This window comes from Roseibium aestuarii, assembly GCF_008477545.1.
Taxonomy (GTDB): domain Bacteria; phylum Pseudomonadota; class Alphaproteobacteria; order Rhizobiales; family Stappiaceae; genus Roseibium; species Roseibium aestuarii.
The window spans coordinates 219,375-244,841 of the sequence record NZ_VORA01000003.1; the positions used below are offsets into that span (position 1 = coordinate 219,375).

The 25,467-nt window shown below is 64.7% G+C and carries 23 protein-coding genes; 18 read left to right on the top strand and 5 right to left on the bottom strand.

Annotation, left to right across the window (positions count from 1 at the left end):
* Nucleotide 1 precedes the first annotated feature (1 nt).
* A complete protein-coding gene (mutS, locus tag FR728_RS13950; protein WP_149893330.1) occupies nucleotides 2-2,719 on the bottom strand; it encodes a DNA mismatch repair protein MutS in 2,718 nt (905 codons plus the stop codon).
* 130 nt (nucleotides 2,720-2,849) lie between these two features.
* Between mutS and FR728_RS13955 the strand changes: the two genes are divergently transcribed.
* From FR728_RS13955 to FR728_RS13990, 8 genes are all read left to right on the top strand, one after another.
* A complete protein-coding gene (locus tag FR728_RS13955) occupies nucleotides 2,850-5,132 on the top strand; it encodes an NADP-dependent malic enzyme (RefSeq protein ID WP_149893331.1) in 2,283 nt (760 codons plus the stop codon).
* Nucleotides 5,133-5,268: 136 nt separating this feature from the next.
* Complete coding sequence (locus tag FR728_RS13960) at nucleotides 5,269-5,931, top strand: phosphoribosylanthranilate isomerase (RefSeq protein WP_149893332.1); 663 nt, start codon at nucleotides 5,269-5,271, stop codon at nucleotides 5,929-5,931.
* A gap of 5 nt (nucleotides 5,932-5,936) precedes the next feature.
* Entirely contained in the window at nucleotides 5,937-7,151 is a 1,215-nt protein-coding gene (gene trpB / locus FR728_RS13965) for a tryptophan synthase subunit beta (RefSeq protein WP_149893333.1), read from the top strand.
* A 257-nt stretch (nucleotides 7,152-7,408) separates the two neighbouring features.
* On the top strand, nucleotides 7,409-7,633 hold the full coding sequence (locus tag FR728_RS13970) for a hypothetical protein (protein ID WP_149893334.1): 225 nt from the start codon (nucleotides 7,409-7,411) through the stop codon (nucleotides 7,631-7,633).
* 156 nt (nucleotides 7,634-7,789) lie between these two features.
* Complete coding sequence (gene trpA, locus FR728_RS13975; RefSeq protein ID WP_149893335.1) at nucleotides 7,790-8,623, top strand: tryptophan synthase subunit alpha; 834 nt, start codon at nucleotides 7,790-7,792, stop codon at nucleotides 8,621-8,623.
* 143 nt (nucleotides 8,624-8,766) lie between these two features.
* The gene (accD, locus tag FR728_RS13980; RefSeq protein WP_149893336.1) at nucleotides 8,767-9,684 is read left to right on the top strand and encodes an acetyl-CoA carboxylase, carboxyltransferase subunit beta; all 918 of its coding nucleotides are present in this window, start codon (nucleotides 8,767-8,769) and stop codon (nucleotides 9,682-9,684) included.
* Between the two features lie 175 nt (nucleotides 9,685-9,859).
* Nucleotides 9,860-11,176, top strand: a complete 1,317-nt coding sequence (locus FR728_RS13985) for a bifunctional folylpolyglutamate synthase/dihydrofolate synthase (protein WP_149893337.1) — start codon at nucleotides 9,860-9,862, stop codon at nucleotides 11,174-11,176.
* 204 nt (nucleotides 11,177-11,380) lie between these two features.
* A complete protein-coding gene (locus FR728_RS13990; RefSeq protein WP_149893338.1) occupies nucleotides 11,381-12,577 on the top strand; it encodes a hypothetical protein in 1,197 nt (398 codons plus the stop codon).
* Between the two features lie 11 nt (nucleotides 12,578-12,588).
* On the opposite strand, the gene FR728_RS13995 is transcribed toward FR728_RS13990, so the two are convergent.
* Together FR728_RS13995 and FR728_RS14000 are read right to left on the bottom strand one after the other, a co-directional pair.
* The gene (locus FR728_RS13995) at nucleotides 12,589-13,497 is read right to left on the bottom strand and encodes a methylated-DNA--[protein]-cysteine S-methyltransferase (protein ID WP_149893339.1); all 909 of its coding nucleotides are present in this window, start codon (nucleotides 13,495-13,497) and stop codon (nucleotides 12,589-12,591) included.
* 78 nt (nucleotides 13,498-13,575) lie between these two features.
* Nucleotides 13,576-14,028 carry an Lrp/AsnC family transcriptional regulator gene (locus FR728_RS14000; protein WP_149893340.1) on the bottom strand — a complete coding sequence of 151 codons (453 nt, stop codon included), beginning with the start codon at nucleotides 14,026-14,028 and terminating at the stop codon, nucleotides 13,576-13,578.
* Nucleotides 14,029-14,160: 132 nt separating this feature from the next.
* Here FR728_RS14000 and rocF point away from each other — a divergent pair, with 132 nt between their 5' ends.
* From rocF to dgt, 3 genes are all read left to right on the top strand, one after another.
* Nucleotides 14,161-15,096 carry an arginase gene (gene rocF, locus FR728_RS14005; protein WP_280115346.1) on the top strand — a complete coding sequence of 312 codons (936 nt, stop codon included), beginning with the start codon at nucleotides 14,161-14,163 and terminating at the stop codon, nucleotides 15,094-15,096.
* 5 nt (nucleotides 15,097-15,101) lie between these two features.
* Nucleotides 15,102-16,199: an ornithine cyclodeaminase gene (locus tag FR728_RS14010; RefSeq protein ID WP_149893341.1), complete on the top strand. Its 1,098-nt coding sequence runs from the start codon at nucleotides 15,102-15,104 to the stop codon at nucleotides 16,197-16,199.
* A 157-nt stretch (nucleotides 16,200-16,356) separates the two neighbouring features.
* On the top strand, nucleotides 16,357-17,700 hold the full coding sequence (dgt, locus tag FR728_RS14015; RefSeq protein ID WP_208998819.1) for a dGTP triphosphohydrolase: 1,344 nt from the start codon (nucleotides 16,357-16,359) through the stop codon (nucleotides 17,698-17,700).
* A 299-nt stretch (nucleotides 17,701-17,999) separates the two neighbouring features.
* Here the strand turns inward: dgt and pyrF are convergent, their stop codons facing one another.
* Nucleotides 18,000-18,728, bottom strand: coding sequence for an orotidine-5'-phosphate decarboxylase (pyrF, locus tag FR728_RS14020; RefSeq protein ID WP_149893344.1), 729 nt, complete (start codon nucleotides 18,726-18,728; stop codon nucleotides 18,000-18,002).
* 324 nt (nucleotides 18,729-19,052) lie between these two features.
* Here pyrF and hisB point away from each other — a divergent pair, with 324 nt between their 5' ends.
* From hisB to coaA, 7 genes are read left to right on the top strand one after another with little or no spacing between them, the layout of a single operon-like run.
* Entirely contained in the window at nucleotides 19,053-19,646 is a 594-nt protein-coding gene (hisB, locus tag FR728_RS14025) for an imidazoleglycerol-phosphate dehydratase HisB (RefSeq protein WP_149893345.1), read from the top strand.
* 15 nt (nucleotides 19,647-19,661) lie between these two features.
* Nucleotides 19,662-20,168: a DUF2628 domain-containing protein gene (locus FR728_RS14030; RefSeq protein ID WP_149893346.1), complete on the top strand. Its 507-nt coding sequence runs from the start codon at nucleotides 19,662-19,664 to the stop codon at nucleotides 20,166-20,168.
* Nucleotides 20,165-20,818, top strand: coding sequence for an imidazole glycerol phosphate synthase subunit HisH (gene hisH / locus FR728_RS14035; protein WP_149893347.1), 654 nt, complete (start codon nucleotides 20,165-20,167; stop codon nucleotides 20,816-20,818). The genes FR728_RS14030 and hisH overlap by 4 nt, the downstream gene beginning before the upstream one ends.
* 24 nt (nucleotides 20,819-20,842) lie before the next feature.
* On the top strand, nucleotides 20,843-21,583 hold the full coding sequence (hisA, locus tag FR728_RS14040) for a 1-(5-phosphoribosyl)-5-[(5-phosphoribosylamino)methylideneamino]imidazole-4-carboxamide isomerase (protein ID WP_149893348.1): 741 nt from the start codon (nucleotides 20,843-20,845) through the stop codon (nucleotides 21,581-21,583).
* The gene (hisF, locus tag FR728_RS14045) at nucleotides 21,580-22,365 is read left to right on the top strand and encodes an imidazole glycerol phosphate synthase subunit HisF (protein ID WP_149893350.1); all 786 of its coding nucleotides are present in this window, start codon (nucleotides 21,580-21,582) and stop codon (nucleotides 22,363-22,365) included. The genes hisA and hisF overlap by 4 nt, the downstream gene beginning before the upstream one ends.
* 46 nt (nucleotides 22,366-22,411) lie before the next feature.
* Entirely contained in the window at nucleotides 22,412-22,735 is a 324-nt protein-coding gene (locus tag FR728_RS14050; protein ID WP_149893351.1) for a phosphoribosyl-ATP diphosphatase, read from the top strand.
* Nucleotides 22,736-22,779: 44 nt separating this feature from the next.
* A complete protein-coding gene (gene coaA / locus FR728_RS14055; RefSeq protein WP_149893352.1) occupies nucleotides 22,780-23,745 on the top strand; it encodes a type I pantothenate kinase in 966 nt (321 codons plus the stop codon).
* A gap of 76 nt (nucleotides 23,746-23,821) precedes the next feature.
* Here coaA and FR728_RS14060 read toward each other — a convergent pair whose 3' ends face one another.
* Entirely contained in the window at nucleotides 23,822-25,426 is a 1,605-nt protein-coding gene (locus FR728_RS14060) for a methyl-accepting chemotaxis protein (RefSeq protein ID WP_208998820.1), read from the bottom strand.
* Nucleotides 25,427-25,467: the final 41 nt, after the last annotated feature.

Below are 25,467 nucleotides of genomic sequence, written 5' to 3' on the forward strand. Positions count from 1 at the left end.
ATCAGGCGTCCTTCCGGCTTTCCGCCTTCAGCTTGTAGAGCGCCTCCAGCGCCTCGCGCGGGGTCAGGTCGTCCGGGTCGATGGCGTCGAGCGCCGTGCGCAGCGGATCAGGTCCCTTGGCCGGGGCCGCGACCGGTTTTGGCGCGAGCGCGGCAAACAGCGGCAGCTCGTCGATCAGCGTTTCCGCCTTGGATCCCCGGTCCTGCTCCTCGAGCTGGGTCAGAACCTGCTGTGACCGCTGCACCACCGAGGCGGGCAGGCCGGCGAGCTTGGCCACCTGGATGCCGTAGGACCGGTCGGCCGCGCCCGGCACGATCTCGTGCAGGAAGACCACGTCCCCATCCCATTCCTTCACCAGCACCGTGGCATTGTGCAGCCGGTCCAGCTTCTGGGAGAGGGCGGTGAGCTCGTGATAATGGGTCGCGAACAGCGCCCGGCACCGGTTGACCTCATGCAGATGCTCAATGGTCGCCCAGGCGATGGAAAGCCCGTCGAAGGTTGCCGTGCCACGGCCGATCTCGTCGAGGATCACCAGGGACCGGTCGCCGGCCTGATTGAGGATGGCCGCCGTCTCCACCATCTCCACCATGAAGGTCGAGCGTCCGCGCGCCAGATCATCGGCCGCCCCGACGCGGGAAAACAGCCGGTCGACCACGCCGATATGCGCATGTTGGGCTGGCACGAAGCTGCCCATCTGGGCCAGCACGGCAATCAGCGCATTCTGCCGCAGGAAGGTGGACTTACCGGCCATATTCGGACCGGTGATCAGCCAGATATTGCCGTTGGGCGCCTCTTCCTCGGGCCCGAGATTGGCGTCATTGGCGACGAAGCTCTCGCCGCCCGACCGGCGCAGCGAGGCTTCCACCACCGGATGACGGCCGGCCTTGATCTCGAAGGCATGACTCATGTCGATGACGGGACGGGTATAGGCCTCTTCCTGGGCGAGCTTGGCGAGCGCCGCCGAGACATCCAGCACCGCCAGTCCGTGGGCCGCCGCCTTGATCGCATCGCCCGCCTCGATGACCGCAGTGGCCAGCCGGTCGAAGATTTCCAGCTCGATGGCGAGCGCCCGTTCACCGGCGCTTGCGATCTTGGATTCCAGCTCCGCCAGCTCCGTGGTCGTGAAGCGCATGGCGCCTGCCATGGTCTGACGGTGGATGAAGCGGGCCGGGTCTGCCTGCATCTTGTCGGACTGAGCCGTCGGGGCCTCGATGAACCAGCCGAGCACGTTGTTGTGCTTGATCTTCAGCGAGCGCAGGCCGAGTTCTTCCGCATAATCCGCCTGCAGCCGGGCGATCACCTTGCGGCTTTCGTCCCTCAGGGCCCGCAATTCGTCGAGGTTCGCGTCATATCCCGCGGCGACGAAATTGCCGTCCCGTTTCAGCAGAGGCGGCTCGTCCTTCAGGGCGCGTGTCAGCTCTTCGCTGAGCTCGTGGGGCGCAGCGGCGAGTCTATCGGCCGCCTGAGCGACCTCGTCCGGCATCGGGCCGGAGATGTTTCCGAGCCGGCTCAGGAACTCGCGGGACGCACCCAGCGCGTCCGAAATCGAGAGGATATCGCGGGGCCCGCCGCGCTGCAGGGCGATACGCGACAGGGCGCGGGCCATGTCCGGCGCGCCCTTCAGGGTCTGGCGCAGGCCTTCCCGCAGGATCTCGTTGTCGAGGAAGAAATCCACCGCGTCATGACGACGGGCGATCTCCGCCGGATTGACCAGCGGGCCGGCAAGGCGGCTGGCCAGAAGGCGGGAGCCCGCCCCGGTGACGGTGCGGTCGATGGTCGCCAGCAGGCTGCCCTGCTTCTCGCCGCCCAGGGTGCGGGCCAGCTCCAGATTGGCGCGGGTCGACGGGTCGATGAGCATCCGTCCGGCACCGCTTTCCCGGCTTGGCGGATCCAGCGGCGGCCTTTCGCCGAGCTGGGTCTTCTCCACATAGGCCAGAACCCCGGCCGCGGCCGAAAGCTCGGCCCGGGTGAAGGTGCCAAACCCGTCCAGGGTCTTGACCTTGAAATAGCGGGCCAGCCGGTCGGTCGCCGTGGCGCCGTCGAAGAAGGCGCGCGGCACGGGGGAAAGCGCTGCACCGCTCTGTTCCGTCAGCAGCCGCATCTCCGGCTCCTGCAGGAGCATATCGGGCAAGATCAGCTCGCGCGGGCCGATCTGCGCCAGATCCGCCGCCAGTCGCTGGTCGTCGGTCTCCGAGACGTGGAAGGCGCCGGTGGACATGTCGATCCACGCCAGACCATAGGCGCTGTCGCCGGTAAGCGAGCCGCCCTTCAGCCGCGTCAAAGCGCAGAGGAAATTGTTGGAGGAAGAGTCCAGCAGCCGGTCTTCGGTCAGCGTTCCGGGCGTCACGAGCCGGATCACGTCGCGCCGGACCACGGACTTGGAGCCGCGCTTCTTGGCCTCGGCCGGATCCTCGGTCTGTTCGCACACCGCAACCCGGTGGCCCAGGGCAATCAGCTTCTGCAGATAGTCGTCGGCCGCATGCACCGGCACGCCGCACATGGGAATGTCCTCACCCAGATGCTTGCCGCGCTTGGTCAGCGTGATGCCGAGGGCGCGGGAGGCGATCTCCGCATCCTCGAAGAACAGCTCATAGAAATCCCCCATCCGGTAGAACAGCAGACTGTCCGGATTGGCGGTCTTGATCTCGATGAACTGGGCCATCATGGGCGTGACCTTGTGGTCCGCCGCGGGGCTCTGGAGCGTTTGACTTTCCGACATTCGGCGAAAGTAGCAAACCCGTTTCCGCCTTTCACAGCATCCCTGCGCGATCACGCCTTGAGTGGGCAATTTTCAGGGGATAAGGTCTTCGCCCCGCAACGGGAAAACCTGCTAGAGGAAACGCACCGAGATGTCCGCCAAGTCCAAGTCGCCGAAGACGACCATCAGCTTCACGGATCAGGAAGCCCTGAAGTTCCACCAGGAAGGGCGGCCGGGGAAACTGGAGATCACCCCGACCAAGCCGATGGCCACCCAGCGTGACCTGTCGCTTGCCTATTCCCCCGGCGTGGCGGTGCCCGTGCTGGCCATCGCGGAAGACGCAAGCCGTGCCTTCGACTACACGACGCGCGGCAATCTGGTTGCGGTGATTTCCAACGGCACGGCCATTCTCGGTCTCGGCAATCTGGGTGCGCTCGCGTCCAAGCCGGTGATGGAGGGCAAGGCCGTCCTCTTCAAGCGCTTCGCCGACGTGGACAGCATCGATCTGGAGGTCGATACCCAGGACGTGGAGGAATTCATCAATTCCGTCCGCTATCTCGGCCCGTCCTTCGGCGGCATCAACCTGGAAGACATCAAGGCTCCCGACTGCTTCATCATCGAGCAGCGCCTGCGCGAGCTGATGGACATTCCGGTCTTCCATGACGATCAGCATGGTACGGCGATCATTGCCGCAGCCGGCATGATCAATGCCCTTCATCTGACCGGACGCGACATGAAGACCACCAAGGTGGTCTGCAACGGCGCGGGCGCGGCGGGCATTGCCTGCATCGAGCTGATCAAGGCGCTCGGCATTCCCAACGAGAATGTCATCCTCTGCGACACCAAGGGTGTGATCTACAAGGGCCGCACCGAGGGCATGAACCAGTGGAAGTCCGCCCATGCGGTGCAGACGGACGCGCGGTCCCTCTATGACGCCCTGAAGGGGGCGGACGTCTTCCTCGGGGTGTCGGTCAAGGGCGCGCTGACCCACGACATGCTGCGCGCCATGGCTCCGAACCCGATTATCTTCGCCATGGCCAATCCGGATCCGGAAATCACCCCGGAAGAGGCCCACGAGGTCCGCGAAGACGCCATCGTCGCCACGGGCCGTTCCGATTATCCCAATCAGGTCAACAACGTGCTGGGCTTCCCCTATATCTTCCGGGGCGCGCTGGACGTTCAGGCCATGACCATCAACGACGACATGAAGGTCGCCTGCGCCAAGGCCCTTGCCGATCTGGCCCGCGAGGAAGTGCCCGATGAGGTCGCCGCCGCCTACCGGGGCAACCGGCCGAAATTCGGCCCGGAATACATCATTCCCGTGCCGTTCGATCCGCGCCTGATCTACACCATTCCGCCGGCGGTCGCCCAGGCCGCCATGGACAGCGGCGTGGCGCGCAAGCCGATCGTCGACATGGAAGCCTACAAGCACCAGCTCTCCGCCCGTCGCGATCCGGTCGCCGGCACCCTGCAGCGCATCTTCTCCAAGGTGCGCCAGATGCCAAAGCGCGTGGTCTTTGCCGAGGGCGAGGAAGAGCCGGTCATCCGCGCCGCCGCCAGCTTCGTCAACCAGGGCCTCGGGGAAGCCATCCTCATCGGCCGGGAAGACGAGATCCACAAGATGGCCCAGCACGCCGGCGTCGACATCAACCGGGCCGGGATCACGATCCAGAACGCCCGGCTGTCGAACCGCAACAACGATTACGCGCAGTATCTCTATGGCCGTCTGCAGCGGAAGGGCTATCTGCTGCGAGACTGCCAGCGCATGGTCAACAACGACCGCAACTACTGGGGCGCCATCATGGTCGCCCGCGGCGATGCGGATGCCATGGTCACGGGCCTGACCCGAAATTACTCGGTGGCCCTCGATACGGTGCGCTCCTGCATCGACATCAAGCCCGGCCACCGGGTGATCGGTGTGTCGCTGGCTCTGGCCCGTGGCCGTACCGTGCTGATTGCCGACACGGCGGTCATCGACATGCCGACTTCCGAGGAACTGGCGGATATCGCAGAAGAGGCGGCCCATGTCGCCCGCAAGCTCGGCTATGAGCCGCGGGTCGCCATGCTGGCCTATTCCACCTTCGGCCATCCGAAGGGCGAGCGGTCGGAGAAGGTGCAGGAAGCCGTGCGCATCCTCGACCGCCGCCGGGTCGACTTCGAGTATGACGGCGAAATGGCCGCGGACGTGGCGCTCAACATGGACAAGATGAGCGCCTATCCGTTCTGCCGCCTGTCCGGACCGGCCAACGTGCTGGTCATGCCGGCCTTCCACTCGGCGTCCATCTCCACCAAGATGCTGCAGGAACTGGGCGGATCGACGGTCATCGGGCCGCTGCTCGTCGGTCTCGACAAGCCGGTGCAGATCGTGCCGCTGGGCGCCAAGGACAGCGACATCGTCAACATGGCAGCGATTGCCGCCTACAACGTGACCTGAGCCGGCAAACGCCGGCCTCGGCCATTCTCACGAGACTGTGACCCGTGACCGGAGGACATCTTCGGTCACCGGGCCATTTGTCGAATGCGCCAAGGCCCTATATGACAGGGCCAACGAGGAAACCCAGCGGACCGAAATGTCTGAAATCATGATCAAGATCTGCGGCCTGACCACGGAAGACACCATGCGCGCGGCACTGGATGCCGGTGCCGACATGGTGGGCCTGGTGTTCTTTCCGAAGAGCCCGCGGCACGTGTCTCTGAGCCAGGCGTGCAAGCTGGCCGACATGGCGCGCGGCCGGGCGCAGGTCGTGGCACTGACCGTCAACATGGATCTGGACAGCCTGTCGCGGATCAACGAGCTGGTGCGGCCGGACCTGTTCCAGTTTCACGGCTCGGAAACGCCCGAGGCCATTGCGGCGGCCAAGGTCATGTTCGGCAAGCCGGTGATGAAGGCTGTGGCGATCTCCAGTGCCGACGATCTGGAGGAAGCCCGCTTCTTTGCCGTCGTCGCGGACCGGCTGCTGTTCGACGCCAAGCCGCCGAAGGGGTCCGACCTGCCGGGTGGCAACGGGGTCAGCTTCGACTGGGATCTTCTCAAAGATCTTGACCTTCCAAAGCCCTTCATGCTTTCCGGAGGACTGGATCCGTCCAATGTGGCCGAAGCCATCCGCCGGTCCGGCGCACGTGCCGTGGACGTGTCGTCCGGAGTCGAGCGCGACAAGGGCGTGAAGGATATCGAAAAGATCAAAGCCTTCGTGGCGGCCGCCCGAAGCACATTTGCAGTGGCAGGGGAGTAAGAGACATGACCACATTGGCAAACACCATGCGGTCCGGGCCGGACGAGCGGGGCCATTTCGGCATCTTCGGCGGACGTTATGTCGCCGAAACGCTCATGCCGCTGATCCTGGACCTGGAGAAGGCCTATAACGACGCCAAGGCCGATCCGGAGTTCAAGCGTGAAATCGAGACGCTGAACAAGCACTACACCGGTCGCCCGTCGCCGCTCTATTTCGCCGAGCGTCTGACCGAGCACCTGGGCGGCGCGAAGATCTATTTCAAGCGCGACGAGCTGAACCACACCGGCTCGCACAAGATCAACAACTGCCTCGGCCAGATCCTTCTGGCCAAGCGCATGGGCAAGACCCGCATCATCGCGGAAACCGGTGCCGGTCAGCATGGCGTGGCGACCGCCACCGTCTGTGCCCGCTTCGGCCTCCCTTGCGTGGTCTACATGGGCGCCACCGACGTGGAGCGCCAGAAGCCCAACGTCTTCCGCATGAAGCTCCTCGGCGCGGAAATCGTGCCCGTCACCGCCGGTGCCGGCACCCTCAAGGATGCCATGAACGAGGCCCTGCGCGACTGGGTGACCAACGTCGACGACACCTACTACCTGATCGGCACGGCCGCTGGTCCCCATCCCTATCCGGAAATAGTGCGCGATCTCCAGTCGGTCATCGGCAAGGAAACCCGCGAGCAGATCCTCGAGGCCGAAGGTCGTCTGCCGGATGCCATCGTGGCGGCTGTGGGCGGCGGGTCCAACGCCATCGGCCTGTTCCATCCCTTCCTCGACGATGAAAGCGTGCAGATCTACGGTGTGGAAGCCGGTGGACGCGGCCTCGACGGTCATGAGCACTGCGCCTCGCTGACCGCCGGCAAGCCGGGCGTTCTCCATGGCAACCGCACCTATCTGCTGCAGGACGACGACGGCCAGATCCTCGAAGGCCACTCGATCTCCGCCGGTCTCGATTATCCGGGCATCGGTCCGGAGCACAGCTGGCTCAAGGAAGTCGGCCGCGCCAAATACGTGCCGATCATGGATGACGAGGCTCTCGAAGCCTTCCAGATGCTGACGAAGGTCGAGGGCATCATTCCGGCGCTCGAACCGGCCCACGCGCTGGCTCAGGTCATCAAGCTGGCCCCGACCATGGACAAGAACCAGATCATCGTCATGAACCTCTGCGGTCGTGGCGACAAGGACGTCTTCACCGTGGGCGGCATGCTCGGGTTCAATCTCTGATCCCTCGCGATCCGGACGCAGACTTCAAAAAAGGCGTCGCCCTCAGGGGTCGCGCCTTTTTCGCTTGGGTCGCCCAGTCTCTTCGCAGTGCAGGATGGAGCGGACGTAGCGGCCGAGCCATTCCGAAAGCGCATTGCTGCTTCGCAACATGAACAATTGTTCGATCGGCGAGCATGACTATCTTGTGAGCAACACCAGTTTCCGCATCCGGCTCGCCCGTTCAGGAGTGTCCGGATCGCACATGAAGGATCACGATCATGGCCATTGCTCACACCGCCTCTCCCCTTGAAGTCCTCTCCGGCGCCCTGTCCGCCTTCGGCAAGTCCTGCGCCGTTGTGTTCGAGGAAATCGGCCGCGCCCGTGCTGCTCGCGCCCTCTACTCCGAATTCGCCGCCATGAGCGATGCGGATCTCGATGCCCATGGCCTGAAGCGCGACGAAGTCACCCGCACCGTCTACGCCAAGGTCTACGATCTGCGCTGACCGTTGCTGCTGCGAAAGGGTTTCGGCGTGGCTTTCGAAAAAGCCCTCGCAGACCCCGCGGCGGATTGACAGGGGGACGCCCTGCCCCCTACATCCTTTTGACGATAAAAATGCCAGTCGACGCGGCATTTTATGGATGATCAGGGTAGGTGCTCAATGACCGAAACGCGTATCGACCGCCGCTTCAAGGCCTGTGCGGAACAGGGCCGGCCGGCGCTGGTGACCTTTATCACCGCAGGCGACCCGGACCTGGAAACCTCCTCCGCCATCCTCAAGGCCCTGCCGGCTGCCGGTGCGGATGTGATCGAGCTGGGCATGCCCTTCTCTGATCCCATGGCCGAAGGCGTTCCGATCCAGCTTGCGACCCTTCGCGCGCTGCACGCCGGCCAGACCATGAACAAGACCCTCGACATGGTCCGCGAATTCCGCAAGACCGATGCGGACACGCCGATCATCCTGATGGGCTACTACAACCCGATCTATGTGCGCGAGCCCGTGGCCTTCGTGAAGGAAGCCAAGGAAGCTGGAGTCGATGGCCTGATTGTAGTCGACATTCCGCCGGAAGCCGATGACGAGCTCTGCATTCCGGCCATGGAAGCGGGTCTCAACTTCATTCGTCTGGCAACGCCCACCACCGACGACAAGCGGCTCCCGGCCGTTCTCGCCAACACTTCCGGCTTCGTCTACTATGTGTCCGTGACCGGCATCACCGGCTCGGCCAACCTGAACGCGACCAACGTGTCCGAGGCGGTGACCCGCATCAAGGGACACACGGATCTGCCCGTTGCCGTGGGCTTCGGCATCAAGACCGCCGAGGATGCTGAAAACATCGGCCGCAAGGCGGATGGCGTCGTGGTCGGCTCCGTTCTGGTCAATGCGATCAAGGACAGCCTGGACGCAGACGGCCGCGCCACGGAAAAGACGGTTTCCGCTGTCACGGATCTTGTTTCGTCCCTTGCCGAAGGCGCCCGTCGCGCCCGCAAGGCATGAGAGACTAACCAAAAACCGGCTCGTCCCACGGGGTTTGCCGGCTTTTGGTTGTCACGGGGAACCGGAAAAGATAGACAGTCGCCAATTCTGGCCCCGGACCCGTGTCCGGTGCAGCCTTCGTGAAACAAGAACGGACGCGTCACGTGAACTGGATCAACTCCCTCGTTCGACCCAAGATCCGCGATCTTCTGAAGAAGCGCGAAGTTCCGGAAAACCTCTGGATTAAGTGCCCTGAAACCGGCGAGATGGTCTTCCATCGCGATCTGGAGGCCAATCTCTGGGTCGTTCCGAACTCTGGTCATCATATGCGCATGCCGGCGCGCAAGCGCCTGGAAGCCTTCTATGACGGTGGCGTCTATGACCGGGTGGCAACCCCCGAAGTCGTCGCGGATCCGCTCAAGTTCCGCGACAGCAAGCGCTATGTGGACCGCATCAAGGAATACCGCGCCAAGACCGGTGAGGACGATGCCGTCCACGTGGCCAAGGGCAAGGTCAACGGCCAGGTGATCACCTCCGCCGTCCAGGATTTCGACTTCATGGGCGGTTCGCTCGGCATGGCTGCCGGGGAAGCGATCCTGAAGGGCATGGAAACCGCCGTCGCCAACCGCACCCCCTTCGTCATGTTCACCGCATCCGGCGGCGCGCGCATGCAGGAAGGCATCCTGTCCCTGATGCAGATGCCGCGCACCACCGTGGGTGTGCAGATGCTGCGCGAGGAAGGTCTGCCCTACATCGTGGTGCTCACCAACCCGACCACCGGGGGCGTGTCCGCGTCCTACGCCATGCTGGGTGACGTGCACATTGCCGAACCGGGCGCGCAGATCGGCTTCGCCGGCCGCCGCGTGGTCGAACAGACCATCCGCGAAAAGCTGCCGGACGACTTCCAGAGCGCCGAATACCTGCTGGAGCACGGCATGGTCGACATGGTCGTCCATCGTCACGAGATGAAGGACACGATTTCCCGTCTCTGCTCCATCCTGATGAAGCAGGAGCGCGCGACTGCCGCCCAGGCCGCAAGTGCCGTCGCAGCCGCTGGAGCCGCCGCGCCGGCCACGGCCTGATCGGCCATTCCTGACGTGAACGGCCCCGCTTTCGACAACGGGGTCGTTCTTTCCTGCGTGCTGCCCTATACTTCCCGCCCGGGAGGTCGGACTTGAGCGCATGCGGGCCAGTTGCGGCGCAAGGCCGTCTGGCCCACCCGGTGGAGGAGCCGGGACCTTGATCCGTGAGGACGCCTTGGATCAGATTACCGCCATTCTCGATCGCCTTCTGGCGCTGCATCCGAAGGAAATTGATCTTTCCCTCGGGCGCATGGAGCGCCTTCTCGCCGCCCTTGGACACCCCGAGCGCCGTCTGCCGCCCGTGATCCATGTTGCCGGGACCAACGGCAAGGGATCGGTCACCGGCACCATGCGCGCCATTCTGGAAGCCGCTGGCAAGCGCTGCCACGTCTACACCTCCCCGCATCTGGTTTCGTTCAACGAGCGCATCCGTCTGGGCGAAGGCGGGCGCATTGTCGACGACGCCAAACTCTTCGACGCGCTGCTGCGCTGCGAGGAGGCCAATGCCGGGCAGGAAATCACATTCTTCGAGATCACGACGGCCGCCGGTCTGCTGCTCTTTGCGGAAGAACCGGCCGACGTGCTGCTGCTCGAGGTCGGTCTCGGCGGGCGGCTCGATGCCACCAATGTGATCGACCGTCCGCTGGCCAGCGTCATCACGCCCGTGTCCATGGATCACGAGAAGTTCCTCGGCTCCCGTCTCGGCGAGATCGCCGGAGAAAAGGCCGGGATCATCAAGCCGGGCTGCCCGGTGGTCGTCGCCCCGCAGGAGCCGGAGGCCGAAGCCGTCATCCTGCGCCTGGCGCAGCGCCTGCGCGCACCGGTTCATCTCTTCGGGCAGGATTTCACAGCCTTTCAGGATCACGGCCGCCTTGCCTTCCAGGACGAGGAAGGGCTCCATGACCTGCCCCTCAGCAACCTGTCCGGCAGCCATCAGATCATCAACGCGGGCGTGGCCATTGCCGCGCTCAAGGCCGCAGGCCTGTGGCCCGGGGCGGAGATTGCAGCCCGGGGCCTGCGCAAGGTCAACTGGCCGGGACGCCTGCAGCCCCTCACCCACGGGCCGCTTCTGGAGAAATGCCCGGAAGGGGCAGAGGTCTGGCTCGACGGCGGACACAATCCGGGGGCCGGGGTCGCTATTGCCCGCTTCATGGGCGAGCAGGAGGAGCGCCACCCGCGGCCGCTCTATCTGGTGAGCGCCATGCTCACCACCAAGGATCCGGTCGGCTTCTTCCGCCCCTTCGAGGGTCTGGCGCGTCATGTGGCCTGCGTGCCGATTACCTCCTCCACCACCGCGCGCGATCCCTTCGAACTCGCCGATTTCGCCCGCGTTGCCGGGCTGGAAGCCACGCCCTTCACGCGTCTCGACGATGCGCTTGCCGATATCGTCGCCTGCGCCCAGAAGGATGGCGAGCCGCCGCGCATCCTGATCTGCGGATCCCTCTATCTCGTGGGCGAGGTTCTTGCCGCCAACGGCATGACGCCACGATAAAGCCGTCAAGCTGCGGCAGGGAATGAAACGACGCTGAAGGAACAGACCCCGGACTGAGGAGATGCCCCTGTGACAGCCCCGCATGAACGCCTGACCGCACAAGGTCCTGCCGACCGGATCCGGACCCGGATTCAAGGCTGGGCCCGGTCACGCCTGTGGGTTTTGGCGCTTGCGGCCGGTCTTTTCCCGGCAACTCTCCTTCCCGTGCCGGCCCTGGCAATCTCCGACGTCTACGAAAGCGCGCCCGAGCGTGATCCGGCCGACGCCCTGCAGGTTCCGCCCACCGGTCCGGGCTACAGCTTCTCCGGTCCGGCCCGGGTGGAGAACGGACTGCGTGTCTTCTCCCTGGTGCAGCAGGGAGAGACCGTCAGCCTCAAGGGCGATGGGCTGGTCCTGTCGCGCTTGCGCGAACTGTCGGTCCTTCAGGGCCTCGAGAAGGCCCAGGCCACGGAAAGCTTCATTGAAGGCCTGAAACAGGCGGCCAATCGGCCCGTGGACTTCGTCCAGAGCACGGTTGCCGATCCGCTCGGTACGGCGCGGGAAACGGCCAACGGTGTGGGCAAGGTGATCGGCCGCATCACGACCGGCGTGGAAAAGGCCGTCACCGGCGATATCGGCTCCGCCGGGGAACTGGCGCGCGCCTTCACCGGACAGGACCGCGCCCGGCGTGAGCTGGCGCTGTCCCTCGGGGTTGATCCCTACACGTCCTATGCTCCACTTTCCCAGGCTCTCGACCGGGCTGCCCGGGTGTCCGCTGCCGGCAGCATGACGGTGAACGCGATGCTGGCGCTTGTGCCCGGTGGCCTTGCGGTGCAGGCCGTGGGGGGCGCGCAGAACCTGCGCCAGACCGTTCTGGACGACAGCCGTCAGGAACTGCTGGACCGCACGCGCCAGAAGCTTCTCGAACAGCGGATCCGGCCTGATCTCGTGGATCGGCTCATGGCGAGCACCCGCTTTACCCCCACGGAACTGGCGGTCATTGCCTATCATCTCGATGAGCTGAAGGAGATGGACGGCAAGGACGGACTGGTGGAGCTGGCCGCCGATGCGCCGGACCGGGGAATGGCCTACGCGGAGCTGCGCCGTCTCGTTCTGCTTGTCGATTATCGCAGCCGGGTCGCACCGCTTACCCGCGTGCGGCTCGTGGCCGGCCTGCCCGTGGCCTTCACCGGCGATGGACGTGCGCTTGTCGCCCTTCCGCTTGATTCCCTCGCCTGGACGCAGGACATGGCGACCCGCTTCACCCGTCTGGAAGAGGAGCTCAGCAACGCCTCGCCGGCGCCATCCTTTGTCGAGGTGATCATTCCGGGCGACATGACCGATCAGGCGGCGGAGCGGCTCGTCTCCCTCGGATGGGACGTGACGGCCACCTTCCCCCTGCCCGACAGCCCGGTGCACTGAGCCGGCGAAGGTTAGTCTGAGGCTCCGGTGCGCCCGAATTCCCAGCCCAGGATCGCCCGCTTGCGGGTGAGGCCCCAGTGATAGCCGCAGAGGCTCCCGCCCTTCCCCAGCACCCGATGACAGGGCACGACGAAGGAGATGGGGTTGCGCCCCACCGCCGAGCCCACGGCCCGCGAGGCCTTCGGGTTCCCCAGCCGGTTGGCAATGTGCGAATAGGTCGTGGCCCGGCCCATGGGAATGGAGAGCAGGGTCTCCCAGACCTTCACTTCGAAATCCGATCCGATGAAGACGACCCGCAAGGGCTGCTCCGCCTGCCAGGCTGACGGATCGAAGATCCGCTGCGCATAGGGCGCGGTGACGGTCGCATCCCGCAGATAGCCGGCGGCCGGCCAGCGGCGGGTCATGTCGGCCAGACAGTCATCCTCCCCGCCTTCGTCGCAAAAGGCGAGGCCTGCCAGTCCCTTGTCCGTCACCATCAGCAGGGCGGTGCCGAAGGGCGAGGGGTGAAAGCCATAGGAAATCGCCAGCCCGCGCCCCCGCTCCCGATAGGCCCCCGGCGTCATGGCTTCGTGGGTGACGAAGAGGTCGTGCAGCCGGCTGGAACCGGACAGTCCCACCTCCAGGCTGGTGTCCAGCACGGTCGCCGCATCCGCCAGCAGCGCCTTGGCATGGTCGAGGGTCAGGGCCTGCAGGAACTGCTTCGGCGTCAGCCCGGCCCAGCGGGAAAAGACCCGCTGCAACTGGATGGGCTGAAGATCCACCTCCCGCGCCAGATCCTCGAGCCCCGGCTGGCTGCGCCAATCCTCGGTCAGGCGCTCCAGGGTGTGGCGCACCACCTTGTAGTCGGCGGCAGACAGATCGGCGAGCGACCTCGGGTCGGCATCGCGCAGCAAGGTGGAGGGAGAGACGGCGTGTGTCATGACCGGGGCCCGGATCCGTTGAAACTGTGAGCGGAAGCCTAGGGCAGATCCGCCGCTCCGGCGACCCGTTTTGCGAGTTCAGGCGCTGCGCCGGTCCTGCGGGGCGGCAGGGCCCTTGCGGGTGGTCAGAAGCAGGTTGGTCTCCGTACCGGCAATCCCCTCGATCAGGCGGATCCGGTTGAGCACCTCGTCGAAGGCCCCCAGATCCCGCGTGGCAATGTCGAGCACCAGATCCCACTTGCCGTTGGTCGAATGGATGCTGCGGACCTCCGTCATGGCGGAGAGGATCTTCACCACCGGATCCGTGTTGCGACCGGCGATCTCCACCAGCGTGACGGCGCGGATGGGCAGATCGCGCCAGTCATCGCGCAGGATCACCGTATAGCCGAGGATCTCGCCCTGCTCTTCCAGACGGGACAGGCGGGTGCGCACGGTTGCCCGTGCGACCTTGAGCTCTTCCGCCAGATCGGACACGGAACGGCGCGCATCGGAACGCAGGGCAGCGATGATCTGCAGGTCGAGAGTGTCCATTCTTCTCACTTTGAACGATTGAACATCTCATTCTGATAGAATAAGCTACCTCTTTGCGCAAGTCTGCCGATTTACACTGCCGGGAATCCTTGAGATCCTTCCAACTTGTTTCGTCACAAGGAGGTTCGAGGCGTGGCCGGACAGGACATCGTGCTGGTTGGAATTCCCATGGAAGAAGGCTCCGGACGCCGGGGCTGCTGCATGGGGCCTGACGCCTATCGGACCGCCGGTCTGGAGCAGGAACTGGAGGCCCTCGGCCACACGGTGCGCGACCTCGGCAACCTGCGCAAGGAACAGGTCGCCCCGCTGAGCCATGCCAATGGCGCGATCAAGAGCCTTGATGCCATGGCCGGCTGGACCCGCGCGATCAACAAATGCGCGGCCAACCTCGCCCGCGATCCGGTGTTTCCCATCTTCATGGGTGGCGACCATGCGCTTGCCGCGGGCTCCGTCTCTGGCCTCGCCGAAGGAGCGGCCGAAGCCGGCAGACCGCTCTTTGTCTTGTGGCTTGATGCCCACGCGGATTTCAACACCCTGGCCAGCACCCAGAGCGGCAACCTGCACGGCACGCCCCTCGCCTTTCTCTGCGGTCTCGGCGGGTTCGAGACCTATCTCGGTCGCCCCCTGCGCCATCCGCTCGTGCCCGAGAATGTCGAGATCCTCGGCGTGCGCTCCATCGATGCGCCGGAGCGCGAGCTGCTCCTGCGCCACGGTGTAGGTGTCAGCGACATGCGCCGCATCGACGAGGAGGGCATTGCCGCCCCCCTGCGCCAGTTCCTCGACCGGGTGAAGCGCCACAACGGCCTGCTGCATGTCAGCCTGGATGTGGATTTCCTCGACCCCGGCATCGCGCCGGCCGTGGGCACCACCGTGCCCGGCGGCACCACCTTCCGGGAAGCCCATCTGGTGATGGAGATGCTCCATGACAGCGGGCTGGTGACCTCACTCGATCTGGTGGAACTCAACCCCTTCCTCGATGACCGGGGCCGCACGGCCCGTCTCATGGTTGATCTCGTGGCCTCCCTGTTCGGCCGCCGGGTCTTCGACCGCCCCACAAGGAGCTTCTGATCATCATGACCCGTCCCTATGCGCCTGTACCCGTGCACAAGCCCGCTCCGTCCGAGCTGGCCTATGTTCCCTTCGTCAGCGTCGACAACATGATGCGCATCGTTGCCGAACGTGGGGTGGAACATGTCATCGAAGGCATTGCCGCCTGCATCGAGGAGGACTTCCGCCGCTGGGGCGAATTCGACAAGAAGCCGCGCATTCCCGCTCATGCTCCCGAAGGGGTGATCGAGCTGATGCCGACCAGCGACGGCAAGACCTTTGGCTTCAAATATGTCAACGGCCACCCGGGCAACACCTACTCCGGCCGCCAGACGGTGACGGGCTTCGGTGTTCTCTCCGACCTGACCACCGGCTACCCTCTTCTCTTCAGCGAAATGACCATCCTCACGGCCCTGCGCACGGCGGCCGTGTCCGCTCTGGTGGGCCGCTATCTGGCGCCGAAGGGGTCGCGCACCATGGCCGTGATCGGCAATGGGGCCCAGTCGGACTTCCAGTGCCTCGGCTTCAAGCACCTGGTCGGCATTCGCGAAATCCGGGCCTATGACATCGATCGCCGGGCCAGCGAACGCCTTGCCCGGAACCTCTCCGGCGCCGGTCTCACCGTCACCATCTGCAGTTCGCCCGAAGAGGCGATCGAGGGGGCGCAGATCATCACCACGGTGACCGCCGACAAGAAGAGCGCGACGATCCTGACCGACAACATGGTCGGGCAGGGGGTACATATCAACGCGGTGGGGGGCGACTGCCCCGGCAAGACCGAGTTGCACCGGGACATCCTGCTGCGCTCCGACATTTTTGTGGAACTGCCCGAACAGACCCGCATCGAGGGCGAGATCCAGCAGCTTGATGCGGACCATCCGGTCACCGAACTGTGGCAGGTCCTGCGCGGTGAAGCGCCGGGCCGCGTCTCCGGCGAACAGATCACTCTCTTCGACAGCGTCGGCTTCGCCATCGAGGACTTCGCCGCCTTGCGCTATCTGAAGGGCGTGCTCGCCACCACCAGCCACTATGAGAAGCTTGATCTTCTGGCCGATCCGGATGATCCGCGGGATCTCTATGGCATGGTTCTGCGGGGCACGGTGGGCCAGCCCCACGCCGCCTGAGCACGTTCGTCGAGACGCTTCCGTCTCCACCGGCCGCGTGAGCGGAAGGGGTGGGGACGGGGCGGCATTGCCACGCGTTTCTTCACGCTTTCCCCTCGCCTCGCCGCTCCGCTGCCGCTAAAACACCAGGCACAGACATCAAGCCATGGAGCGCGCCTTGGATTGGGCCCAACTGTTGGACGGTCGTCGGCTGCACGACTCCCGTTACGAGGAAAAGGCCAACCGGCCGTCCTATCTGGTCGATGCGGACCGCATCACCTTTTCCGCCCCCTTCCGGCGTCTGGCCAACAAGACCCAGGTGCATCCGCTCTATGAGAATGATCACCTGCACCACCGGCTGATCCATTCCATCGAGACCAGCAGCGTCGGCCGGTCCCTGGGGGTCGAGGTCGGTGAATGGCTGGAGCGTGAGGGCCGGATCGCCGACGGCGAGCGGCACCGGATCTCGGGCATCGTCTCGGCCGCCTGTCTTGCCCATGACATCGGAAACCCGCCCTTCGGCCACTCCGGAGAAGCAGCTATCGGCCAATGGTTTGCCGGCAAATTTTTTGAAGGTCGACCCCTCTTTGCCGCGCTCGATCCGGCTCTGCGCGCCCAGTTAAACGATTTCGAGGGCAACGCCCAGGGCTTCCGCATCATCACCCGGCTGGAGATGCGCCGCAACGACGGCGGCATGCGCCTGTCTCGCGGCGTCCTTGGCGCCTTCAGCAAGTATCCGGTCACGGCCGCCGCGCGCGAGACGCTGCGCACGGGTCCGGCCGGCGGCTACTGCGGCCTGAAGAAATACGGTGTCTTTGCCAGCGACCTGCCGCAATTCGCGGAAGTGGCGGAAGCCACGGGCCTGCCCCGCGAAGGCTCGGGCGATGCGATCTGGTGGCGCCGGCATCCGCTGGTCTTCCTCGTCGAGGCCGCCGATGACATCTGCTACAACATCCTCGACATGGAGGACGCGCACACGTCCGGCGACCTGTCCTTCGATGCGGTCTTCGATCTCCTCGCCCCGCTGTCCGGATTGGATCGCCGTGGCCGTGACGGAGAAACGCCCGAGGAAACAATCGCCTATGCCCGCGCGCTCGGCGTCGGAAATGCGATCGCCGCCTGCGTCGAGGCGTTCCGGCAGCACCACGACGCGATCATGAACGGCACCTTCTCGGACGCCCTGATCGAAGTCTCCTCGAAGGCGGCGGAATTCGACCGCATCAAGGACGTGGCGAAGAAGCGTCTCTTCACCTCCCCGCGCAAGACAGAGCTGGAGGTCATGGGGCGCAACGTGGTCCACCGGGTTCTGGATGGCATCAGCGAAGTCTACGAAGCGCTCCACGCCGGCGGATGGCAGCAGGAGGCGCTCTCCTCCTATCACCGTCAGCTCGTCAAGGCGGCCGGTCTCGACCTGCGCGACGTCGCCGATCCCGAGACGGCGCTCCATTCGCTCGCGGATTACGTCTCCGGCATGACCGACCGCTATGCGGTCAAGATGGCCCGCATGCTGAGCGGTGGCTGAGGCACACCCTCACCTGCACCCCCTCCTCCGTCATCCTCGGCCCTGTGCCGAGGATCCAGCACTCTTGTGGTCAATCGGGAGAGCATCAACACGAATGCTGAGGGTGACCGAGCCTCTTTTTGGGCTGTCGCCTCCGGTCTCTCCTTTGTCATCCCCGACTTGATCGGGGATCCAGTACTCACCGGTTTCAGAGACCGGAAATCACAGGCAGCGCAGTCGGTTACTGGATCCCTGCCTTCGCAGGGATGACGACGGAGAGGTGGGGCAAGCCCGAGGATGACGGAGAGCGGGGAAACCCCTCAGAGGGCAGCGGCGATCTCGGCGACGATGGCGTCGGCCGTCGCGCGGGGGTCGGTGGCCTGGTTGAGCGGGCGTCCCACCACCAGATAGTCGGAGCCGGCGCGGATGGCGTCGCCCGGGGTCATCACCCGCTTCTGATCGCCTGCCGCATGGCCGCTCGGGCGGATGCCCGGGGTCACGGAGACCAGTTCGTCGCCCAGAATGGTCTTGAGGGAGCCCACTTCCGTCGCCGCGCAGACGATCCCGCCCATGCCGGCCTCCCGCGCATCGGCGGCCCGTGCCTGCACCAGATCGGCGATCGGGCCCTTGTAGCCGGCGGCGATGAGATCCGCCTCGTCCATGGAGGTGAGCACGGTCACGCCCAGCAGGCAGAGGTCGGTGTTGCCGTCTTCGCGCAGGGCCTGCACCGCGGCGCGCATCGTCTTGGGATAGGCATGCAGGGTCATGAAGGTGACACCCATGCGGGCCACGTTCTTCACCGCGCGCAGGATCGTGTTGTCGATGTCGTGCAGCTTGACGTCGAGAAAGATCCTGTGGCCGCTGGCGGCCAGATCACGGGCCAGCTCCAGCCCGCCGGCGAACTGCAGTTCCATCCCGATCTTGTAGACCCCGACCGCCCCCTCGGTCGCCTTCACCAGCGCCTCGGCCTGCTGCACGGTGGGAACATCGAGGCCCATCATCAGGCGGTCGCGGGCGGAGGTCGGCTTGAAGGAGCTGGTGCGGGTCATGGTCGGCCTTTGTCGAGGGCGCAAGGGACCGGAGGGACGGTGAGCCTTGCGCGTGCGGCCCCGGCCGCGCCTGTTGCACTGCCGGGAGCATCGTCTGGAAAACTGGGATGGGTCTTCCTAGCATCGCTTCGCTGCGGCGGCCAGCGGGATTTGCCGTGCGGCGTTCCGCTGCCTTCCCCCGCTGCCGGGCCCCAAGCTCCCTGACCCCCGCTCCCTGACCAATGCGGAAGGCCGGGACGGATAAATGTTTCAATGCCCGGCTCACCCTGCTAAAACGGCGGCGTTTCGCCGGTTGTCTCCGGCATGGCAGGAAAAGGATGAGAGATGCGCACAGCGAAGATCTCGCGCAACACCAAGGAAACCCGCATTTCCGTCGAGATCAATCTCGATGGCACGGGCGCCTATGACGTGGCGACCGGGGTTGGCTTCTTCGACCATATGCTGGAGCAGCTTGCGCGACATTCGCTCATCGACATCACCCTCCGCGCCGAGGGCGACACCCATATCGACTTCCACCACACGGCGGAAGACACGGGCATCGCGCTTGGCCAGGCCATCCGCGAGGCGCTTGGCGACATGTCGGGCATCACCCGCTATGCGGACACGCACCTCGCCATGGACGAGGCGCTGACCCGCTGCGCGCTGGATGTGTCCGGCCGTCCGTTCCTCGTCTGGGATGTGACCTTCACCCGCGACAAGGTGGGCGAGTTCGACACCGAGCTCTTCGAGGAATTTTTCCGCGCCTTCGCGATGAATGCGGGCATCACGCTTCACATCGCTAACCTTTATGGATCAAACTGCCACCATATTGCCGAGACATGCTTCAAGGCGGTGGCCAGGACCCTGCGCAAGGCGATCGAGATCGACCCGCGCCAGGCCAACCGGATCCCGACCACCAAGGGCCAGCTCGGCGGCTGAGGGCGCGTGACGGACATGACCAGTTATTATGTGATGGGACCGTCGGATCTGAAGGATCCGGTGGCCAGTCCGCATGAGGCGGACCGGCTCGTCTTCATTCCCGAAAAATTCTCCTGGGGCGCCTTCGTGCTCTCCGTCCTGTGGCTGCTGTGGCACCGCATGTGGCTGGTGCTGCTCGGCTTCCTGACGATCTCGATCCTCACCCAGGCCGCGGCCAGCTTCGCCGGCGGTCCCGCCCCGTTGCTGGCGGCCTGGGCCGTGGCCTTCCTTCTTGCGCTCGAGGCCAACGGCCTGCGCCGCTGGACCCTGGAACAGGCTGGATGGCGCCTGCTGGGCCTCGTCACCGGGTCGGACCAGACCGAGGCGGAGCTGCGCTACTTTGCAAAACTTCAGGCCCAGGCCATCGGCCACCGGGAAGAGGACGTGCCGCCCGCGCCGATCGAGCGCATCCGCGGCATCATTCCGCGCATCGGTTCCGAACGTGTCGCTGGCCTGACCCTGAGCCCGGAGGGCGGACGATGAGCGTCGCCATCATTGACTACGGATCCGGCAACCTGCACTCGGCCGCCAAGGCTTTCGAGCGTGCGGCCCGCGATCATGCCCGCAAGCCCGGTGTTTTCGTGACCTCCGATCCGGATCGGGTGGCGAAGGCCGACCGTATCGTCCTGCCGGGCGTCGGTGCCTATGCGGATTGCAAGCGCGGTCTCGCCGCCGTGGACGGCATGATCGAGGTTCTCAACGAGCAGGTGCATGAAAAGGGCAAGCCCTTCATGGGCATCTGCGTCGGCATGCAGCTGATGGCGAGCCGTGGCCTCGAATTCGAGACCGTGGACGGCCTGGACTGGATCTCCGGCGACGTGACGGCCATGCAGCCGTCCGATCCGTCTCTCAAGATCCCGCACATGGGCTGGAACACCATTTCCGTGCGCGAAGGGTCTCATCCGGTTCTGGCGGGGCTGCCCACGGGCGCGAACGGGCTCCATGCCTATTTCGTCCATTCCTTCCATTTCGCCACCGCGCGGGAAGAGGACTGCCTGGCAACCTTCGACTATGCCGGCACCTTCACCGCCATCGTGGCCAGGGACAACATGGTCGGAACCCAGTTCCACCCGGAAAAGAGCCAGCGGCTCGGCCTTGGCCTGATTTCGAATTTCCTGGATTGGGCGCCGTAAGGGCTGCCCGAGAGCGAGACCAACATGATCCTCTTTCCCGCAATCGACCTGAAGGACGGTCAGTGCGTGCGCCTGAAGCTGGGCGACATGGACCAAGCGACGGTGTTCAATGACAATCCCGGTGCTCAGGCCAAGGCCTTCGAGGACCAGGGCTTCGAATGGCTGCATGTGGTGGACCTGAACGGCGCCTTTGCCGGCGAAAGCGTCAATGGCGCGGCGGTGGATGCCATTCTCGCCTCCACCAAGAACCCGGTTCAGCTCGGCGGCGGCATCCGCACCCTCGACCATATCGAGACCTGGCTGAGCAAGGGCATTTCCCGCGTCATCCTGGGCACGATCGCCGTTCGCGACCCTGAGCTGGTGAAACAGGCCTGCAAGGCCTTCCCCGGCAAGGTCGCCGTCGGCATCGACGCCAAGGGCGGTTACGTGGCCGTCGAAGGCTGGGCGGAAACCTCGCAGCTCACCACCGTCGATCTGGCGCGCCGCTTCGAGGATGCGGGCGTCTCCGCCATCATCTTCACAGACATCGACCGGGATGGCGTTCTGAAGGGGCTGAACATCCCCTCCACCCTGGAGCTGGCCCGTTCCGTCTCGATCCCGGTCATTGCCTCGGGCGGACTTGCCTCCATCGATGACATCCATCGTCTACTCGAGCCGGATTGCGCCATCTTGGAAGGGGCGATTTCCGGCCGCGCGCTCTATGACGGCCGTCTCGATCCGAAGGAAGCCATGGACCTGATCCGGGCAAAGCGGAGCGCAGCATGACCCTCAAGGCTCGCGTGATCCCCTGTCTCGACGTCAAGGATGGCCGTGTCGTCAAGGGCGTGAACTTCGTCGATCTGGTGGATGCCGGTGATCCGGTGGAGGCCGCCAAGGCCTATGATGCCGCTGGCGCCGACGAGCTCTGCTTCCTCGATATCACCGCGTCCCACGAAGGCCGCGACACCATCTATGACGTGGTCCGCCGCACGGCGGAGGCCTGCTTCATGCCGGTGACGGTCGGCGGCGGCGTGCGCACGGTGGAAGACATCCGCAAGCTGCTGATTGCCGGCGCCGACAAGGTGTCCATCAACACGGCCGCCGTGAACAATCCGGACTTCATTCGCGAAGCGGCCGAGAAATTCGGTGCCCAGTGCATCGTGGTTTCCATCGATGCCAAGCAGGTGAATGCGCCGGGCGAGGCGGAGCGCTTCGAGATCTTCACCCATGGCGGCCGCAATCCGACCGGCATCGATGCGGTGGAGTTCGCGAAGAAGGCCGTCGAACTGGGCGCGGGCGAGCTGCTGGTCACCTCCATGGACCGGGACGGCACCAAGTCGGGCTACAATCTGGCGCTGACCCGTGCGATTGCCGACGCTGTGCCGGTGCCGGTCATCGCCTCGGGCGGTGTGGGCAATCTGGATCATCTGGTCGAAGGCGTTCGTGACGGCCACGCGACGGCGGTTCTGGCGGCCTCGATCTTCCACTTCGGCGAGTTCACCATTCACGAGGCCAAGAGCCACATGCGCGATGCGGGCATTCCCATGCGCATGGACGACATGATCTGACGCGACCTGTCTCATCGCGTCGCATGGCGTAACGGAAGCTATACGAATGACCGATTTTACTCTGTCCGATCTGGACGCCATTATCGCCGCGCGCGCAACGAGCGCGGACGAAAAGTCCTACACGCGCAAGCTGATCGGCAAGGGCGTTCCCAAATGCGCCCAGAAGCTGGGTGAGGAAGCCGTGGAGGCCGCGATTGCGGCCGCCCGGGGAGATCAGGCGGAGCTGACCGCGGAAGCGGCTGATGTGCTCTACCATCTGCTGGTGCTGCTCAAGGCCTGTGACGTCCCCCTCCAGGATGTCATGGCCGAGCTGCAGCGGCGTACGGCCCAGACGGGCCTCGAGGAAAAGGCATCGCGTCCCGCCGATTGAGGCGGGCCGTGAGGCAGAGTGCCGCGTCGGGACGGCAAACAGACATGGATCAGGCCTTGACCCTGAAACCGGAAATGGACCTCTCCCCCTATCGGGTGTTCACCGACAAGGAATGGGCGCGGCTTCGCAAGAACACCCCCCTGACCCTGACGGTGGAGGAGGTGATCGAGCTGCGGGGTCTGAACGACCCCATGTCGATTGCCGAGGTGGAGAAGATCTACCTGCCCCTGTCCCGTCTTCTGGCCTATTACGCCGAAGCGACGGTCGGCCTGCATCAGGCGTCCCAGAACTTCCTGGGGCTCAAGGACGGCAAGACCCCCTTCATCATCGGTGTGGCCGGGTCGGTCGCGGTGGGCAAGTCCACCACGTCGCGCCTGCTGAAGGCGCTTCTGGCCCGCTGGCCCGCCAGTCCCAAGGTGGATCTGGTGACCACCGACGGCTTCCTCTATCCCAATGCCGTGCTGGAAGCCGAAGGCCTGATGCACCGCAAGGGCTTTCCGGAAAGCTTCGACCGGGCGCGCCTGCTGAAGTTCCTGTCCGACATCAAGGCGGGTCAGCGCAACGTGCGGGCGCCGGTCTATTCCCACTTCTACTACGACGTGATGCCCGGCCACACGGTCACCGTCGACAAGCCGGACATCCTGATCGTCGAGGGCCTAAACGTGCTTCAGACCCGCGAGCTGCCCAAGGATGGCCGCGCGGTTCCCTTCGTCTCGGACTTCTTCGACTTCTCCATCTACATTGATGCGAGCGAAGATCTGCTCCTTTCCTGGTATGTGGAGCGCTTCATGCATCTGCGTGAAACCGCGTTCCGCGACCCGGGCTCCTACTTCCACAAATATTCGCGGATCTCGGAGGAAGAGGCGGTCGAGACGGCCCATCGCATCTGGACGGAGATCAACCTGGTCAATCTGCGGGACAACATCCTGCCGACCCGGCCGCGCGCGGATCTGATCCTCACCAAGAACGATGCCCACCGCATCGGCAAGGTGGCCCTGCGCAAGATCTGAGTCCGGACCGGAACCGACGTTCCATGAAAAAAGCCCGGCACGATGGCCGGGCTTTTTCCGTTTCAAGGTGTCCTGATCAGGCGGCGGACTGGGCCCGCACGTTCTGCAGGAACTGGGCCACGGTGTGCTTCAGCGTGTCCGCATTGGCTTCCAGCTCGCGGGCGGAGGCATCCACCGTCTCCGCATTGGTGCGCGTCAGGTCGGCGGCCTGTGCGACGCTGGTGATGCTGCTGGTCACTTCCACCGTGCTGCGGGAGGCCTCGGTCGCGTTGACCGCGATTTCCTGCGTGGCAGCACCCTGCTGTTCCACCGCGGCGGAGATCGAACCGGCGATCTCGTTCATGCGGTTGATGATCTCGGTGACCGAGGAGATGGCCTTGGCCGCTTCCTGGGTCTCGCCCTGGATGGCCGAGATCTGGCTCGAGATTTCCTCGGTTGCCTTGGAGGTCTGGTTGGCCAGCTCCTTCACCTCTGCCGCCACGACCGCGAAGCCCTTGCCGGCCTCCCCGGCACGGGCTGCCTCGATGGTCGCGTTCAGCGCCAGCAGGTTGGTCTGCTCGGCAATGGCCTGAATGAGGGTGACGACCTCGCCGATCCGGCCGGCAGCCTCGGAGAGACCGTTCATGCGCTTGTTGGTCGAGGTGGCTTCCGCAGCCGCATTGGCCGCGATCTCGGACGACGACTGCACCTGACGGCGGATCTCGTTGACAGAGGCGGAGAGCTCTTCGGCGGCCGCTGCCACGGTTTCCACGTTATGGGCCGCCTGGGACGAGGCGTTGCTCACCAGCGAGCTTTCCTGCGTGGTGCGGCTCGCACCGTTGGTCATGTCCTGAGAAGCCTTCTGCAGGGCCATGACGGAAGACTCGATGACGGTCATCATTTCCGTGACGGTGCGGTCGAACTCGCCGGAGAGGTTCTGGATCGCCTTGCCGCGCCGTGCGGCGTCTTCCGTTGCTGCCATCTGAGCGGCTTCCAGACGCTGGCGCTCGCGATCCTTGGAGATGAAGATCTCCAGGGTCTTGGCCATGATGCCGACTTCATCGGTACGATCCGTGTTACCGACGACCACATCGCTCCGGCCATCGGCCAGTTCCTTCATCGAACCGGTCAGGGCCAGGATCGGGCGGGTGATCCCGCGGATACTGACATAGGCGATCCCGATAGCCATCAACACGCCGACAATGGCGATGATCGCGACGGTGGTGGCCTGGTCCCAGAAGGCAACCCGCAGATCATCCACATAGACGCCGGTACCGATCATCCAGCCCCAGGGGTCGAACACTTCGGCCCAGCCATACTTGCCTTCTGGAATGTCAGAGTTCGGACGCGGCCATTCGTAGTAGATGGACCCGCCGCCTGCACGCCCAATCTTGATCATTTCCGCGATAATAGGCACGCCATTTGGGTCCTTGGTGCCGCTCATGTCGGTCCCGACCAGGCTCTCCTTGATGTGGACAAGATTGATGCCGTTGAGGTCATAAACGAAGAAATAGTCGTTCTGCTGGAAGCGGATCGCACCGATCGCCAGCTTCGCGGCGGCCTGGGCGTCTTCCCGGGTCATTGCACCCGATTGCTCCAGCTCGTAATACTTTGCTGAAATGGCCTTGGCTGCCTGGGTCAGGCTGTGAAGCCCGTGCAGCCGCTCCTTGAGCATGGTCTTGTCGAGAGATTGGAGCCCCATGAACCCGATCAGGCCGGTCAAAAGAATGATAAGCGTGATTG